The sequence below is a fragment of the Bartonella rattaustraliani AUST/NH4 genome, assembly GCF_000312565.1.
GTDB classification, from domain to species: domain Bacteria; phylum Pseudomonadota; class Alphaproteobacteria; order Rhizobiales; family Rhizobiaceae; genus Bartonella; species Bartonella rattaustraliani.
In genome coordinates this window covers 63,671-80,741 of record NZ_CALW02000061.1, presented here as the reverse complement: position 1 = coordinate 80,741, position 17,071 = coordinate 63,671, and the positions used below count along the sequence as shown (strand labels likewise).

Here is a 17,071-nt window from a genome sequence, read left to right as displayed (position 1 = left end):
ATTCTCCAAATGCCTTTTTATATGCCGTGTTTAAAAAATATTCTGCATGATCAGCATCAGCTTGTTACAAAATATCCTCAATAAAAAACATCCAAAAAGAATTTTTTACAGCTTTATATTTATGAATTTTCTTTCAAACTTAATTTACTACAATGCGTTGATTTATAACGATTATTTATTATTATTCACCTTAAAACATAACCTCGACTATTGTAAGATCCCCTTATTTCAAACCTCTTTATGTTGAATCAATTTTCTTCACGTAGCTTTACACGATCAGCAGAATGAATATAAGAATAAAAATTATAAAGGAAGAAGAAAAAATGCCTCTCATGAACCACCTTAATGCAAAATCTGTCGCAACACCAACTGGTAAATAGAGTGATCGTGCTGGCTTACATCTTTATAAACGTAAAGATGGTGGTGCTTAATGGCTTTATCGTTATACAATTCATCGACGCCGACGAGAAATGAACTTAGGGACACCAAGAAAAATCTCTTTAAAACAAATCCATAAATATGAAACGCAATGGCGTTCCGTTTTGCAACACACATAATTGAAAATGATAAAAGCCCCATTTAAATGGGGCTTTTAAGGAATTAACTCTTTAAAAATTAAAATTTATAAGCGACACCAACCTGGAACTCATTCGTTTTATAATTCATTTCAACTTTATCATAGAGGAATTTCTTCTTACCAAAATCTGAGTAACGATATTCTGCACGCAAAATAATATTGTCACTCATTGCAAAATCAACACCGCCTCCAAAGGTGTAACCAACCATTGTTTTTTTTTCATCATGCAACCAGTCAGAAAAATCAACTGCTTCCTCAGATGCTTTCCGTGCTATACTCGTCTCTTTCCCCTTTTCAAGAATATTGCGAAGTTGCGTATAAGCAATACCTCCTGCAACATAAGGCATAAAACGATCAAAAGAAAAACCGACTCGTACCCGAGTAGCACCAAACCATTTTCGTTTTAAAGTATAATTTACACTTTTAACAGCCTCCGCCAAAGCTTCCTCTCGTAATTCGCTAGAGCGACTTATTCCATCAACACTGCCTGCAGGCACTATGCTCGATTTAAATTCCGATGAACTAATAATTTTTGTATCTTTTTTATTAGACCACATTATATCCGTTTCAATACCTACAATAAAACCATTGTCGATATCAATATTGGAACCTGCATAAACACCACCAATAAAACCAGAAAGTTTAGGTAAAAATTCTTTTTTAACTGGACTCCATCTCTCTGTCTTCTCATCTGCTAAATAACTCGCACTCGTTTTACTTGAAAAGCCACCAATTTTGCCCCCAAGATAAAGCCCCATCCAAGAAAAAGCAGGAGTAGAAACAACGGGCATCGGCTGTTCTGGTAGAATAACATCCGCTGCCTGTACTGTAGAAACTAAAGTTAAAGAAAAAATAGATGCTGTTATCAAGTATTTTGTAATCATAATTATCACCTAAAAGATATTTGACACATAACAGGTGGATTTTTCATATTTTTTTTAAAAATCTATAGTAAAAATGATACACTTATAAAAATAAAACAATATTATAAAATATAAAAATTATTTTTTTAATATCATTTTACATATAATAAACATTTATAAATTTTAATACTTTTACTATTATTAACTATAAATAATTTACAATAAATTACTTATGTATAAATTTGTAATTTAATATACGCGTCTCTATAAACGAGATATATTGTATTATCGTATGCATTCACTGAAAAAATTGTAAGCACTATCATTTACTAAAGCAGGGGAAAAACGCATTTTAATTTTCTAACTCATATCTAAAATGCCTTCATCATTTCTTCATTCGTTTTTCTTTTCAATCTTCTTTTATTTTTTGAAAAATGACTCGACTTCTTCGAAATTTAAGACAAAACAAATGTATGCTCATTTATTTTCTCAAAATGGATACTGAAGCCGTTTTTTCTGAAAAAATATGTTAAAATCTATAGTATTTCCTTTTCTACACGAGCCATATGTATCTTTCCTCTTTTCTCTTCACCACGTTTTTTATAGATAGCCATAATCACACTGAATATGTAAAAATTGTTATCGCCTTTTCACTGTTTTACCTTTAGAAAATTTAAACATGTTCAGAAAATCTTTTTTATTCTTTCAATTCTATGGGTAGCCAATTATCTTTTTTCAATAAGAGTGCAAACATCTACATCCATACATTCAAAATTGTTTGCTCATTAGAATATTAAAGTTTTTTTGGGAAATATTAAGACTTCTCTGGCTCATATGAGCGTATACTCTCTTCACTATGAATTCGGCTCTCAACCTACCAATATACGAATATACTCTACCCGTAATCTTTACCCTAACCTCATTGCTGTATAAATGGAAAAACTTCTAATAGAAAAGAAAAGCACAACCATCTTTTTCAGTCTCTGTATGGTCAAAATATTAATTCATAAAAATGATTTGTCATTATCGAGCTTAAATCACAACTCCGAATACCCTTAAGATTTTCCCCTTTCAAACCATTTTATATTAAATCAATTTTGTTCACTTGTTTGTACGCCATAAGCAGGATTGATACGTGAATAAAAATTATAAAGAAAAGTGCCTCACATGAATCGCTTTCATGCAAGATCTGTCGCAACATCCACGAATTTATAAATCCATGAGTTAGGATGATGCCGGCTTTTCACCTTTATAAATGTGAAGATGGTAGTGCTCAATGGCTTTATCTTTACATAATTCATCCGCACCGTTATGAAATGGGCTTAGGCGCTCTGAAGAGAAGTCTCTTAAAAAAAACCGTGAATGTGCAACACAGGTAGCATTCTGTTTTACGTGAAGTCCGTGAAACCATACGTGATAGCTCTATAATGCATAACCATTAATAACTCTTTGTTTTTTAATATTTTGATTTTGTTTCAAGTTGAATAACCTGCATTAAAACTGAGCATACCAATTGCCCGGTTTCCTTAATTAATTTTTCAACACGAGGCAGATCAGGCTCTCCAGCACTCATTAACAAAAGATCACTTAAACCAAGTGGCATATCATAAAGGTCAAGAGAGTTGTTTAAACACAACCGTATGATTTGGCTCAAATTTGTATAAAGGTTATAGGCGTAGTGTAAATCAGAAATAAATGACTGATGAAGCAAGCGACGCGGCAAATGGGATAAAATATCCGCTGTATTTGCACCAATTTTAAACTCAATCATATGTGTAATAAGAGCAAATTGGGCTATAAACTCCAGATCCATAATGCCGCCTGGCATTGTTTTCAAATCCCATAGACTTTCTGGTGGTTTTTCTTTTTCAATCAAAGTACGCATTTCATAGATTGCTTTTGCAACATTTTGCTTATTACGAAGAAAAGAAATAATCGTACAAACTTCATTTTCTAACTTCTGCAAAAAATCAGAATCTCCTGCGATACCCCGTGCCCGTGTCAAAGCAAGATGTTCCCATATCCATGCTTCCTTGCGATAGTAGTTTTTAAAAAACTGAAAAGAAACTGCAACAGGCCCTTTATTTCCTAATGGCCGCAATCTTAAATCAACCGCATACAGAACACCTTGACTTGTAAGAGCCGATAAAGCTGCAACCAAACGCTGTGTCAAACGGGTATAATACTGAGAAATATAAAGAGGTTTTTCTCCATCAGATATTTCTGCATCCTCATCATGTTCATAAAGCAAAATAAGATCAACATCCGAACCCGCCGTTAATTCACGGCTTCCAAGCTTACCCATCCCCAATATTCCAACACGTCCCCCTTTAATATTGCCATGAAGACGAGAAAAATCTTTTTGAACAGCTGCAAACGTTTTTGCTATCATAAGATCAGCAAGTGCTGTAAATGCAAAACCAGCCCTCTCACCCGTAATTGCACCATTCAAAATTCGAATACCAATTAAAAAACGTTGCTCATCAGCAAAAATCCTTAAGTGATCAAGAATTTCTTCATAAAAGAAAACATCTTCAAGAAAACATTCAAGCCGTTCTTCTAGATAAGCTTTTGTGGGCAATTCTGAAAAAATGCTTGGATCTAACATTCCATCAAAAACATGTGGTTTACGCGTAATAATTTCCGCAAGACGTGGTGCAGCTCCCATGATAAGAACAAGCATATCTAAAAGTGAAGGGTTAGACTGTAAAAGACTAAAAAGCTGAATTCCTGAGGGAAGCCCCTGCAAAAAACGATCAAAACACAGCATCACCTCATCAGCTCGTTTTGTTGAACCAAAAGCTTTCAAAAGCGCTGGTGTTAATTCTGTTAATCTCTCGCGTGCTTCTGCAGACTGTGTTGCTTTATAACGCCCACAATGGAGTGTACGCATAATACGACAAATATCACTCGTTCTTTCAAAACCTAAACGACTTAATGTTATGAGTGTTTCTGGATCATCTTCTTCACCTGTAAAAACCAAATTGCCAATTTCTAAACCGAGTTCTTGCTCGTTTTCAAACAATGCAGCATAATGTTTTTCAACAACCTGAAGCATTTTTAATAAATCACGCATAAAACTGTTGCTGTCTTGATACCCCATCAAATATGCAACACTTGTGAATTGGGAAACGTCATGTGGGAGAAGATGTGTTTGTTCATCTGCAAGCATCTGAATACGGTGTTCTACATTTCTTAAAAAAGTATAGCTTTTGACAAGACTATCCCTTGTTTTTTCACTGATCCAACCAAGCGTATAAAGTTCTGTTAACATTGCAACTGTTTGACGTCCACGTAATTGAGGAAAGCGCCCACCAGCAATAAGTTGTTGTGTCTGGACAAAAAATTCAATCTCACGAATACCACCACGCCCTAATTTTATATTATGGCCATAAGCAGCAATTTGGCCATAATTTTTATATGCATGGATTTGACGTTTAATGGAATGAATATCAGCAATAGCAGCATAATCTAAGTATTTTCTCCATACATAAGGAGAAAGTTCTTTCAGAAAATTAAAGCCTGCTTTTTTATCGCCAGCAACTGGACGTGCTTTAATCATAGCGGCTCGCTCCCAATTTTGTCCACGCCCCTCATAATAGCGTAACGCCGTCCTTACTGGTAAAGCCAAAGGTGTTGAAGCTGGATCTGGTCGAAGACGAAAATCAAGACGAAAAACATATCCTTCTGCAGTACGTTCTTGAATAATACGGATCAATCGACGGACCATTTTAGAGAATATATCGATACTCTCAGAAAGATTAGCAATATGAGGCGATGTTTCATCAATGAAAACAATAAGGTCGATATCAGAAGAATAATTAAGTTCTCCTGCCCCCAATTTTCCCATCCCTAAAATAATTAAGCCACAGTCTTTTTCTGGATTATCACGGTTTAACAGACTTATTTTCCCATCATCATGGGCTTCTCTTAAAAGAAAACGTAAAGCGACACCTAATGCTGCTTCCCCCAAACGCGTCAACCAAGCACATGAAATTTCATAAGTAAAAACACCACTTAAATCAGCCAAAGCAATGAGAACATGTGCTTCCCGTTTCTTGCGTCTTAAAGCGGCCATCAATGCCGTTTCATGATGAACTTCCCCCCTATCAAGGGCTGCGATATCATCTATAATTTCGCTCAGCCTTGTTTCTATATCAACCTCTAAAAGGGGACTGAGATATGATGGATTGGCAATAAAAACCTCACGCAAGAAAGGAGATAAAGTCATCACTGCGCTTATAAAATCAATCTGCTCTCCTTTTTCTGAAATATAGGAAACAAGCGGCTCTAAATTTTCTTTTCTTGCTTGTTCTTCAAGGTCTTCCAGCCATCGCGAACCACTCTCATCAAGGGGATATAAAGAAAGGAGACACGTTTTTAAAAAAGCATTTTTCATCTGCACTCTCTCTTGAGGAGTCTTTTACCTTTCTATACCACTGCATGATCTTAAAAAAAATCATTGTTGCGTGCAAAAAAAGAAAATGCAAAATATTCTTAGGGAAACAATAAAACTGCTCTCAAACCTGGATTAGCACTTTCTAATAATAACTCCCCTCCATGGAGTTTCATAACGGCTTTTGCTATACTTAAGCCAATACCAAAACCAGGCTGTGTACGGCTTTCCTCAAGACGAACAAATCGTTCTGTAACTTTTTCACGTTTGTCTTCTGCAATTCCTGGACCATTATCGCTCACAACAACCAATAAATGTCCATCACGATCTTCCATAGATAAGCAGACTTTTGCTTTTCTTCCATCTTTTGTACGGTATTTAATGGCATTATCAATCAGATTAAAAATCGTTTGTGCAATGAGCTCACGGTTTAATTTAAGCTCTTTATCAAAGGTATTCCCTAACCGAAGCAAAACACCTGATTCTTCAGCAAAAGGCTCATAAAGTTCAACAGCATCTTCAAGGATCAACTTCATATTCATAGGCTCAAGATGCTCAATTGCACTGCTGGCTTCAATCCGTGAAATCATCAAAATTGCATTAAAAGTACGAATAAGTTGATCTGATTCAGCAATGATACTTTCAAGTGCCTGACGATACTCAAATTTTGTCTTTTGTCCTGAAAGCGCTTCTTCAGCACGATTTCTAAGACGTGTAAGTGGTGTTTTTAAATCATGAGCAATATTATCTGATACTTGACGCAAACCAATATTTAACTCTTCAATGCGGTCTAACATAACATTAAGATTGGCTGACAGTCGATCAAACTCATCGCCTACCCCAGAAACAGGCAAGCGCTTACTAAAATCACCATCCATCAAACGCTGCGATGCAGCTGTCACATGATCAATCCTTTGTAATGCTCGTCTCCCCACAAAAAACCATATAAGTAAAGCCCCACCAACCATTGCAGCAAGAGCAATCATGACGGCTTTACGAATAACGGCTACAAAACGCTCTGGTTCATCCAAATCTCGCCCTATAAGAACCTTCATAGCATTAGGCAAATCAACAACAACGGCCAAGGCACGATGTTCACTTGTTTTGCCTCGCTCTCCAAAACGTGAATACAAAAAAGAATTTGAAATGAAACCATTTTGATTAAGAATGCCCAATTCAATACGCGCAACATTCCCTGCTAAAATACGCCCCATAGGATCAGTAACAAGATAAAGAAAAGCTCCTGGTTGTCGCGAACGATAATCAATAGCACGCATTAATAAAGGGATCCCCCCATAATTATAAACATTTTCAATATATCTTAACTCTTCATGAAGAGCCTGCTCTGTTTGCTTGGTTAATAACGAAGCGGAAAATGCCGTCATATAAATAGAAAGCCCTATAGCAACCAATACAAACAATAAAATATACAGTGAGAAAAGCCTTAATGCAGTCGTGCGCATTATATTGATTAAACGCTTCATGTTTTGTTATCTGGTACTTTCAACATATATCCGGCTCCACGCACGGTATGGAGAAGTGGAACATCAAAGTCTTTTTCAATTTTTGCTCTCAAACGAGATATATGAACATCAATGACATTTGTTTGGGGATCAAAATGGTAATCCCAAACATTTTCCAAAAGCATCGTGCGTGTCACAACCTGACCAGTATATCGCATCAAATATTCAAGTAAACGAAACTCTCGTGGCTGTAATATAATATTTCTATCACCCCGTTTCACGGTATGTGCTAACCGATCAAGCTCAAGATTTCCAACACAATAAACAGTTTCTGCCTCTTTAGGATTTTTCCGCCGTTGCAACACTTCAACACGAGCAAGAAGCTCGGAAAAAGCATAAGGCTTGGTTAAATAATCATCACCACCTGCTCGCAACCCCGTTACACGATCATTCACTTGCCCTAAAGCAGAAAGGATCAACACCGGTGTATCATTGCCTTTAGCACGCAACTCAGAAATAATGGAAAGACCATCACGGTGCAAAAGCATCCGATCAATAACCATAACGTCATAATTTTCGGTTTCAGCTAAACTATATCCCGTATCCCCATCATAGGCCACATCAACAGAATGCCCGACTTCCAAAAAAGCCTTTTCGAGATAACGCCCCGTCTCATGATCATCTTCGATAACGAGTATCTTCATAAAACGTATCTCCGTTGTTTTATTCAATCACATTGTAGAACAGAGGTTTTATAAACCTCTGTTCTATCGCTTATAAACTATTACTTTTTTAAAATTGGAAGAGCAACAAAACGATTTTGGCCATCTGTTTGCACCTGTAGAAGTACAGCTTTTCTTCCCATTTTTTGAGCATTCTTGATTGTATCAATGACATCCGATACCTTCTTAACAGATTTATTATTCACTGTCACAATGATATCACCAGGACGTATTCCCTTATCTGCGGCATCGGAATCTGAATCTACATCCGTTATCACCAATCCTACACCATCATCAGAAGGCGCAACAATCAAACCATAATCTTCTAGTGTCTCATTTGAACCACCGCGCCCATTTAAAGATTTTTGCCCTTCTTGCTTACCATTATCTTCAGGCATTGAATCAAGTTTAACCTTAATATTACTCTCTTTACCAGATCTCAAAACACCTAACGTTACTGTTTCTCCAGGCTTAATATTTGCGATACGCTTCCCCAAATCACGGGTATCATTAATTTTTTCGCCATTCACTGAAATAATCACATCACCTGTCTTGATACCTGCCTTTTCTGCTGGTCCTTTTGAGGCATCAGTTACTAAAGCACCTTTTGCTTCTTTCAAACCCATTGAGTCAGAAATTTCCTTCGTTACAGGCTGAATCACAACGCCCAACCAACCACGCTGAACTGAGCCTTTTTCAATAAGCTGTTGTACAATCTGTTTGGCTGTTGCTGCTGGAATAGCAAAAGCAATCCCTACATTTCCTCCAGAAGGAGAAAAAATCGCAGTATTTACTCCCACAACCTTGCCCTCAAGATCAAAAGTGGGACCGCCAGAGTTTCCTCTATTAACGGCAGCATCAATCTGAATAAAATCATCATAACTACCCGTGCCAATATCGCGTCCACGTGCCGAAACAATACCCGCTGTCACAGTTCCACCAAGACCAAACGGATTGCCGATAGCAACAACCCAATCACCAACTCGGAGTTTTAAATCATCACCAAAATCAACATATGAAAATTTTCTTTCGTCATTGACCTTCAACACGGCAAGGTCCGTTCGTGGATCCGCTCCAACGAGTTTTGCATTCAATTCTGTACCGTCCTCAAGGACAACAGAATAATTTGTGCCGTCAGAAATCACATGATTATTAGTCACAACATAACCATCAGACGAAATAAAAAAGCCTGATCCAAAAGCTATAGGATGAAGTTTATGCGAACGTTGTGAAAATTTGTCGTTAAACCTACCACGATCATAAAATTCTTTAAAAAATCTTTTCAAAGGATGTTGATTTGGTAATTGATCAATACCTGGAAGACTAAAAAAATCGCCAAAAAACCGCTCTTCTTTCTTTTTATCGCTCTTCACCTGCACTGAAACAACAGCTGGTTTTACTTTAGCAACAATATCTGCAAATCCCTGCTGCTGCACTAATGAAGTAAATATAGAATTTGCATGGGCTTGTGTAATCCACAAACTTGATCCACACCCACCCAAAAATAGTGCACTTTCCAGCACAGCCGAGAAACTTACTGCAACGAATGTTTTAAAGAAAGTTTTTTTAACCATTTAGTATATGCCCCTATTCAATTATATTGTTATCCAAGTTGTGATCACTTATAAAGCAGCAGACCTTACCATTTTCTGTCTAAATAATTAAAGTTTTGTAAGGTTGAAACATACAACACTCCTTTAACGCACTATCAATATATTGATTCATAAATATAATTTACCGTTACTCACCTTGAATCATAACTCCGAATGCCCGTAAGATTCTCCCCTTGCAAACCTCTTTCATGATGAATCAATTTCGTTCACTTAGATTGTACACCGTAAGCAGAGTTGGCATATGGAGTAAAACGAGAAAAAAGAAAGGAAAGTGCCTCTCATGAATCGCCTTCATGTAAGGGGCTGTTCCAACACCTAAGTTGGCCAATAACACTATGCATTGGTAAATATACCCTGAGCAGGTCAAAGAGAATTATGGTGCCGGCTTGTATCTTCATAAGTGTTAAAGACAGTAATGCCCAATGGCTTTATCATTATACAATTCACAGAACAGTGCTGCGAAACGGGTTAAAAAACTCTCAGAGATATCTCTTTTAGAGAGGTATTTGTAATTATTTCCCTGCAAGAGAATGCAACATTATTCCTTTTTGTGCTTATAGCGCCTTACCCGAAAAAATACGGTGCTTGTACCAATAATGAGAATGATCAAAGGTGATAACCATAAAAGCCAAGTTGTTTGATTAAATGGCGGTTTTAAGAGAATAAACGCACCGTATCGGTCAATAAGAAAGTCGATAACCTGCTGATCGGTATAGCCCATTTTTAATCTTTGCCGAATCAAAATCCGTAAATCACGTGCTAGGGGCGCATCTGAATCATCAATGGATTGATTTTGACAAACTGGACAACGCAAATGTGAAGAAATATCGCGTGCACGTGATTCAAGAACTGTATCCTTTAAAACTTCATCCGGCTCTACTGCTTTCACTGACTGTGCAGAAAAACTCACGACGAAAAAAAATAAAACCCAAAGTAACAGATTTTTCATTTCAGTCTCTTTTCAGAAAATTTAACGTAAAAATCCACCTACCCTGCACCCTCATACGAAACCTAAAACCTAAAAGAGAAAGACATCCACCCATCGCCATCATAAATGCACCTAACCAGATACATATGACATAAGGCTTCCACCATATATGCAAAACAAGTCCTCGGTCATCTATCCGCCCTGGCACAATGTATAACTGAGAGAGACCATAATTTTGAAGACCAATCTCTGTTGTTGACATATTTTGGCTTGAATAAAACCGCTTTGATGCTGTTACATTCCCCACAGCGTTTTTATTTTCATATATCGTAAAGTAAAATTCCATTGCAGAATAGTTTGGACCAGCACTCTCACGCACTTCACTCAAATGAAGCGTTTTCCCCGCGATTGTTACCCAATCTCCTTTCTGCATCGTGAGAACCCGTTCTTGTGTGAAAGTCGCAACACATATAATACCAAACAATGTCATACCCAATCCCATATGCGCCATCGCCGCACCAAAAACAGACCATGGTAATCCAATAATCCTCCTCATTCGTACCCATAAAGTTGCCTTGCCCCGTAAAGTTGCCTTACTCTGTCCACTCTTCTCCCAAAGATTAGCTAAACTGCCCAAAAAAACAAAAACTGAAAGTCCAATGCCTAAAGCAGCCCCAATATCACGCAAAGATGTAACATAAAAAGTTATGAAGCAGGCTATACAGACGCATGCAAAAACAAACCATAACCGTTCAAAAACTACGAGAAAATCACTCCGTTTCCACGCCAACATTGGCCCAAATGGAACCAGCAACAACAATAGCATCATCAAAGGCCCGCAGGTAAGATTAAAAAAGGCCGCACCTACAGAAATTTTCTGTCCAGTGAATGCTTCAATAAAATAAGGATAGAGCGTACCGATACATATCGTCGCTGTTACGGTTGTGAGTAATAAATTATTTAAAATAATTAAACCTTCACGCGAAATTGGTTGAAACAATCTTTTTGTTTGCAACACAGGGACGCGCCAAGCAAAAAGAAGAAGAGCACCTCCCGTAAAGAAAAATAAAAGTGCAAGAATTGCTCGTCCTCGTGCTGGATCAACCGCAAAACTATGAACGGACATTAAAAGACCAGAACGGATAAGAAAAGCCCCCATAAGAGAAAGAGAAAATGTCAAAATTGCCAAAAATAAAGTCCAACCCTTCAATGTATCTCGCTTTTCAAGAATCATGATCGAATGTAAAAGAGCTGTTCCTGAAAGCCATGGCATAAAGGAAACATTTTCAACGGGATCCCAAAACCAATACCCACCCCAACCCAGCTCATAATAAGCCCAATAGGACCCGACCATGATACCCAATGTCAAAAAGATCCAAGAAAGAAGAACCCAAGGACGCAGCCAACCTGCCCAAAATTTATCAACGTATCCTGTAATTAATGCAGCTACAGCAAAAGAAAAACACAGTGAAAAACCAACATAGCCTAAATAAAGAAGTGGCGGATGAATTGCTAACGCGAGATCTTGTAAAAGAGGATTGAGATCATTTCCCTGTAATGCTGGTGGATTGATACGTAAAAATGGGTTGGATACAAAAAGAATAAACAAAAGAAAAGCGCTTGTAATCCAACTTTGGCATATTAAAATCAATGCCTTAAACTGTTCTGGTATATGTTGCCTGGATAACGCCATTAATGTACTAAAGAAAGTAAGGCTTAAAATCCATAGCAACAGTGATCCTTCATGATTTCCCCAAACACCAGTAATTTTGTATAAAAGTGGTTTTTCTGAATGAGAATTGTTCACAACATTTAAAACAGAGAAATCAGATACAATGTAAGCGTGAATGATAACCAAAAAACAGAAGAGCAATAATGTAAAAGTAATATATGTTAAGGGAACAACTGTTCGTATGAACGAATGATCCCTCCACAAAAAACCTAAAACAGGTAAAAATGCCTGCAGTAGACTTACTGAAAAGGCCGCAGATAAAAACATATGACCCAGTTCTACAAGCACAATCTAATTATTTCTCCATACCATGATGTTTATTCAAGAGATCAGCTGTTTCTCTAGACATATAAGTCTCATCGTGTTTTGCTAAAATGCGCGTACCTATAAAAAAACCCTGTTTATCAAAATATCCTTCTACGATAACACCTTGACCTTCACGAAAAAGATCCGGAAGAACACCACTGAAAATTACTTTTTCATGTTGTGCATAATCCGTTACAAAAAAAACGACTCTTTTCGCTCCAACATATTCAAGTGTTCCCTTTTCAACAAAACCGCCTAAACGCAAAGAGCGTCCCGTTAAAATATCTTCTCTTGTAATTTCAGAGGGCATTCGAAAAAAGCTTACCGTATTGCGCATTGCATACATAATGAGACTTATTGCGATCATTATAATCAAACAATAGAATAAGATTGCTAGCAATCGCTTTTTTTCTCGCTGCTTTGCAATGTTTTTCAATGAACGAGTATTATTAAAAGATTGACTGCTCATAAACACTCTACGAAAATTCTTTTTATAGACATATTATTTAAGAGCTTCGCACATCTCATATATGAGTGCAACTTTTATCCAACACTTCTCTCCAAAGACCTCTTGAATACCCTTATTATTCCTTTATAAATGCGCGCTTTTTCTCCAAACTGTCATTGTGCTCACACCTTAACAGCTTTTTCGTATTTCTCCATTCTTTGAGTTTTGTTCTTTAATCTCCTTCTCACGCAGTGCTTTAACGCCCAATTCTCGTTTTGCCACCACACAAGCCTTTTCATATTCTCCCTCTATAAATCTACACCAACGATACTTATTTTCTAGCTATTCAATTGCTTAAATCACGGAGTTGAATAATCATGGATTCAATACGTGATCGTCCTGTAAAGTTTTCAGGCATTTTATCAAGAAAATTTTGTAGAAATTGTACTGCCTGCAAAGACTTTCCCGACTGATGAAACGCTTCCGCGAGTAATAAACGAGGATAAAAATCATGTGGCGCTAAATCTGCTGCTTTCTGAAAAGCATTTTGTGCCTCTTGCGTAATCATTCCTCCCTCATAACCAACCAATGCCAATCCATACCCAACAAGTCTGGGGGCTGTTTCTCCATTCAAACGCAACGCATCTAAATAAATATTCACTGCATTTTGAAAATAGCCTTCCTCAAGATATCCAATTGCTAATGCATCTGCTAGCTTACCATCGTTTGGTGAACGAAGAAAAAGTACTTGTAAACGAACAAGCTGTTCACTCTTACTGAGAAGCTTTGGATTCTTATCCATTAACGCATTAAAAAAATAACTTTTAACTTCTGGATTGCCTGTTAAACCGTATATGTTCCATGTTATAAGAAGAACAAAAAAAATACTCAAAATTTTAAGTGTATGTCTGTTTTTATTATGCATACACACCTTCTCGGATCCAGCCGGATCCAGACAAATTTCATAACGCTCAAGAGTTTGCACTCGCTGTTCTTTTTTTGTCTCATCGCTAAAATGCAATGCAGCAAAAAGAAGACTTGCCAAAAAAATGAGAAAAAGTGCTGCGAAGACTAATAATAACATATCATTGTGATACCAATACGAAAACTAAAAATAGAACCAATTTATCCTCCCGATTCTTTCACTCACATACTGATGTAAAACGATAGAACCACATTTTCTTGCTGACAATATCACAAAATTTATCATTCATTTTTTTAGAACAACCAAAGGTGTAAAAATGAAACCATCTTCTTATAAAAAATGTATCCCCTCCGTTATCATTTATACCCTTTATCATTCTGAAATGCCCCTTTTTTATCCCAAATATTTCTCTATGCTTACAAAATTCAAGAGGCAACATAGATGTTCTGAATTTTATTACTCAAGATATTGATTCATAAAGATCTTTGTCGTTTCTTGCCTTGAATCACACCCCCGAATACTCAATAAGATTCTCTCATATCAAACCACTTTCATGTTGAATCAATTTTGTTTATTTGCTTGTACACTATCAGCAGGATTGGCATGCGGATAAAGATTATAAACACAAATACCTCTCATTAACTACCTTCATGCAAAGGCTATCGCAACATTAGGCACCAGTAAATATAATGATGGTATCAGTTTTTCACCTTTATCTACCGCCTTGGTAATAAAACCTTTGTACATAACCCACCCAACACCGAGCGTGATAAAAAAAGGCTTCCGCCATATTCGTTGACCATATCTGAAACAATCGCTAATCCTAAACCTGTACCCGGCTTACTTTCATCAAGCCGGCTCCCCCTTTTTAAAGCTTCATCCATTTTGTTTTCTATTAAACCAGAGCCATCATCTTCTACAAGGATACGAAAATATTCTGTTTCTCCAACATTTTCATCTAAATGACAAGAGACGGTCACTTTTGTGTGAGACCATTGGGCAGCATTTTCAATCAAGTTCCCTACAACTTCCTCTAAATCTTCTTTCTCACCAGCAAAAACAATATCATCGACATTCATAATAAACTGAAATTCTTTTTCAGGATTCAGCTTTTTCATAAGTCGCAGCAAACGCTCAACCACACTGCGAACAGATGTATGATAAACAATACTATCACATTGCGCTGCAATCCGCGCACGCTGAAGATAATGATTAATTTGTGCCTGCATCATTTTGGTTTGTTCTTGCAATAAAAGAGCTTGCTTTCCATGCATCTTATCCGTCTCATTGACAATCACTGACAGCGGTGTCTTTAACGAATGAGCAAGATTACCAACCTGTGTGCGAAACCTTTCAATGATACGCTGATTGTTATTGATAAGAGCATTCATCTCTTGTGCGAGAGGCATGACCTCGCTTACTAAATCCGTATTCACGTAATGCGCTTTGCCCTCCCGAATATCATTCAATGCTCGCCGGATAAGCTTCAATGGCTGAAAACTAAAGAAAATAATCGCAATATTAATAAAAACACTGCCGATACCAAAACTCCAAAGAAAAATTTGCAAAGTGCGCTTAAATTCCTGCACTTGTGCATGTGCCTCATCGATATTCCCAACAAGACGAAAACGTGCAATGTGATTTTTATTATCAAGGACAACATCACTCTCAATGACCTGTAGCGTCTGACCACCATCCCCCTTTATCCGATAAGAACGAAAAAACTTATTATCAAAAGGGATATCAATATCGTTTGGTGAAAATATTGTTCCTGTTTCCAAAGATGGAGATGTCAACCTTCCTTTTAGATTAGGTGATATAGCAACAACTTCCCAATACCATCCTGTTGTTGAATCTGAATAACGAATATCATCAACTCCAACACTTCCTCTCAAACGCCCCTCGGGTGATACAGTTACCGTTGCAACGAGGTTATAAAGCTGAGCTGAAAGAATACGCTCTAAGTTTTGTTCGCTTGAGCGCCTATAAAATAAAACACTCACTGCAGAAATCGATGAAAGCGAAATAACAACCCAGAATGTTGATAAGATCATCACACGGAAACTGAGAGATTTGCTCACGAAAAAAAACAATTTTCTAAGCCAACTGTTGTTCTTGCAAACACTCATTGACCACCTAGCGTTCTCACACTATAGCCCATTCCTCGAACTGTCTCAATCAAATCCACCCCAAGCTTTTTACGTAATCGGCCTACAAAAACCTCAACTGTATTTGAATCCTTGTCGAAATCCTGATCATAAAGATGTTCTGTAAGCTCTGTCCTTGAAACCACTCTGTCACAATGATGCATGAGATATGAAAGAAGTCTGAATTCATAAGATGTTAATTTAATCAACTGTCCTTCAACAAAAACACGAGAAGTCTTGGTGTCTAATAAAACTCCACCACAGCGTAACAGACTTGTCGCATGTCCAGCCGTTCTACGAATTAACGCCCGAAGCCGCGCTATGACTTCTTCTAAATGAAATGGCTTAACAACGTAGTCATCAGCACCTGCATCAATGCCAAGAACTTTATCAGACCAACGATCTCGTGCTGTTAGCATTAAAACAGGCATAGAATGCCCTTCTTGACGCCATTTTTCAACAACGCTAATGCCATCCATATGAGGCAGACCAATATCAAGAATGACAGCATCGTAAGACTCTGTACTTCCTAAAAAATAAGCCTCTTCACCATCGAAAGCGCTATCTGAAACATATCCCGCATTTTTGATAGCCTCTGCGAGTTGATGATTAAGATTGTGATCATCTTCGACAATTAAAATACGCATTGCACCATCTCCCAAACATTAATTGTTGGGAACAAAAACCTCAACACGGCGCAGCTTTTCCCCCTCACGCGCTGGTATAACAACCACAACCATACACATATCTTGCCCGTCCTGAACAACTGGTTTTAAACGTACCAATACCCCACTTTCTTGGGCAGCAACCCTCTTACCGACCTCTATACAACCAGCAGCTGCAGCAGAACTCGCCCCCAAAAAAACAGACATCACCATAAATAAGAAAAATCTTTTCATCATCGATATTTTATAGCCTATTTTTGAAGACAAGATGAATCATGTTTTTTGG

General features: G+C 37.3%; 12 protein-coding genes and 1 pseudogene. 1 reads left to right on the top strand and 12 read right to left on the bottom strand.

Going from position 1 to position 17,071, the window contains the following annotated elements; translation table 11 throughout:
- Positions 1–323: 323 nt before the first annotated feature.
- Positions 324–545, top strand: a pseudogene (locus tag BN67_RS15005) (Arm DNA-binding domain-containing protein); the annotation flags it as partial.
- A gap of 70 nt (positions 546–615) precedes the next feature.
- Here the strand turns inward: BN67_RS15005 and BN67_RS08715 are convergent.
- The 12 genes from BN67_RS08715 to BN67_RS08650 form a co-directional block, all read right to left on the bottom strand.
- Complete coding sequence (locus BN67_RS08715) at positions 616–1,461, bottom strand: outer membrane protein (RefSeq protein ID WP_019223727.1); 846 nt, start codon at positions 1,459–1,461, stop codon at positions 616–618.
- Between the two features lie 1,435 nt (positions 1,462–2,896).
- Positions 2,897–5,839 carry a bifunctional [glutamine synthetase] adenylyltransferase/[glutamine synthetase]-adenylyl-L-tyrosine phosphorylase gene (locus tag BN67_RS08710; RefSeq protein WP_019223725.1) on the bottom strand — a complete coding sequence of 981 codons (2,943 nt, stop codon included), beginning with the start codon at positions 5,837–5,839 and terminating at the stop codon, positions 2,897–2,899.
- 98 nt (positions 5,840–5,937) lie between these two features.
- Positions 5,938–7,320: a sensor histidine kinase gene (locus BN67_RS08705; RefSeq protein ID WP_019223724.1), complete on the bottom strand. Its 1,383-nt coding sequence runs from the start codon at positions 7,318–7,320 to the stop codon at positions 5,938–5,940.
- Positions 7,317–8,003 (bottom strand): response regulator transcription factor, encoded by a 687-nt coding sequence (locus BN67_RS08700; protein WP_019223723.1) that lies wholly within the window; start codon positions 8,001–8,003, stop codon positions 7,317–7,319. Before BN67_RS08700 ends, BN67_RS08705 begins: the two co-directional genes overlap by 4 nt.
- A gap of 80 nt (positions 8,004–8,083) precedes the next feature.
- Positions 8,084–9,595, bottom strand: a complete 1,512-nt coding sequence (locus BN67_RS08695) for a Do family serine endopeptidase (protein WP_019223722.1) — start codon at positions 9,593–9,595, stop codon at positions 8,084–8,086.
- A gap of 577 nt (positions 9,596–10,172) precedes the next feature.
- Positions 10,173–10,583: a cytochrome c-type biogenesis protein gene (locus BN67_RS08690; protein ID WP_019223721.1), complete on the bottom strand. Its 411-nt coding sequence runs from the start codon at positions 10,581–10,583 to the stop codon at positions 10,173–10,175.
- A gap of 1 nt (position 10,584) precedes the next feature.
- Positions 10,585–12,582, bottom strand: a complete 1,998-nt coding sequence (locus tag BN67_RS08685; RefSeq protein ID WP_026088250.1) for a heme lyase CcmF/NrfE family subunit — start codon at positions 12,580–12,582, stop codon at positions 10,585–10,587.
- A gap of 7 nt (positions 12,583–12,589) precedes the next feature.
- On the bottom strand, positions 12,590–13,069 hold the full coding sequence (gene ccmE, locus BN67_RS08680; protein WP_019223719.1) for a cytochrome c maturation protein CcmE: 480 nt from the start codon (positions 13,067–13,069) through the stop codon (positions 12,590–12,592).
- A gap of 325 nt (positions 13,070–13,394) precedes the next feature.
- On the bottom strand, positions 13,395–14,132 hold the full coding sequence (locus BN67_RS08670) for a tetratricopeptide repeat protein (RefSeq protein WP_019223717.1): 738 nt from the start codon (positions 14,130–14,132) through the stop codon (positions 13,395–13,397).
- 557 nt (positions 14,133–14,689) lie between these two features.
- On the bottom strand, positions 14,690–16,102 hold the full coding sequence (locus BN67_RS08660; protein WP_019223715.1) for an ATP-binding protein: 1,413 nt from the start codon (positions 16,100–16,102) through the stop codon (positions 14,690–14,692).
- Positions 16,099–16,767 (bottom strand): response regulator transcription factor, encoded by a 669-nt coding sequence (locus BN67_RS08655; protein WP_026088249.1) that lies wholly within the window; start codon positions 16,765–16,767, stop codon positions 16,099–16,101. Before BN67_RS08655 ends, BN67_RS08660 begins: the two co-directional genes overlap by 4 nt.
- An 18-nt stretch (positions 16,768–16,785) precedes the next feature.
- On the bottom strand, positions 16,786–17,022 hold the full coding sequence (locus tag BN67_RS08650) for a hypothetical protein (RefSeq protein ID WP_026088248.1): 237 nt from the start codon (positions 17,020–17,022) through the stop codon (positions 16,786–16,788).
- Positions 17,023–17,071 lie beyond the last annotated feature (49 nt).

Coding starts and splice junctions, on each gene's coding strand:
- BN67_RS08655 (WP_026088249.1), bottom strand. CDS start 16,767: ATGCGTATTTTAATTGTCGAAGATGATCACAATCTTAATCATCAACTC.
- ccmE (WP_019223719.1), bottom strand. CDS start 13,069: ATGAGCAGTCAATCTTTTAATAATACTCGTTCATTGAAAAACATTGCA.
- BN67_RS08690 (WP_019223721.1), bottom strand. CDS start 10,583: ATGAAAAATCTGTTACTTTGGGTTTTATTTTTTTTCGTCGTGAGTTTT.
- BN67_RS08670 (WP_019223717.1), bottom strand. CDS start 14,132: ATGTTATTATTAGTCTTCGCAGCACTTTTTCTCATTTTTTTGGCAAGT.
- BN67_RS08710 (WP_019223725.1), bottom strand. CDS start 5,839: ATGAAAAATGCTTTTTTAAAAACGTGTCTCCTTTCTTTATATCCCCTT.
- BN67_RS08715 (WP_019223727.1), bottom strand. CDS start 1,461: ATGATTACAAAATACTTGATAACAGCATCTATTTTTTCTTTAACTTTA.
- BN67_RS08700 (WP_019223723.1), bottom strand. CDS start 8,003: ATGAAGATACTCGTTATCGAAGATGATCATGAGACGGGGCGTTATCTC.
- BN67_RS08650 (WP_026088248.1), bottom strand. CDS start 17,022: ATGATGAAAAGATTTTTCTTATTTATGGTGATGTCTGTTTTTTTGGGG.
- BN67_RS08705 (WP_019223724.1), bottom strand. CDS start 7,320: ATGAAGCGTTTAATCAATATAATGCGCACGACTGCATTAAGGCTTTTC.
- BN67_RS08695 (WP_019223722.1), bottom strand. CDS start 9,595: ATGGTTAAAAAAACTTTCTTTAAAACATTCGTTGCAGTAAGTTTCTCG.
- BN67_RS08660 (WP_019223715.1), bottom strand. CDS start 16,102: ATGAGTGTTTGCAAGAACAACAGTTGGCTTAGAAAATTGTTTTTTTTC.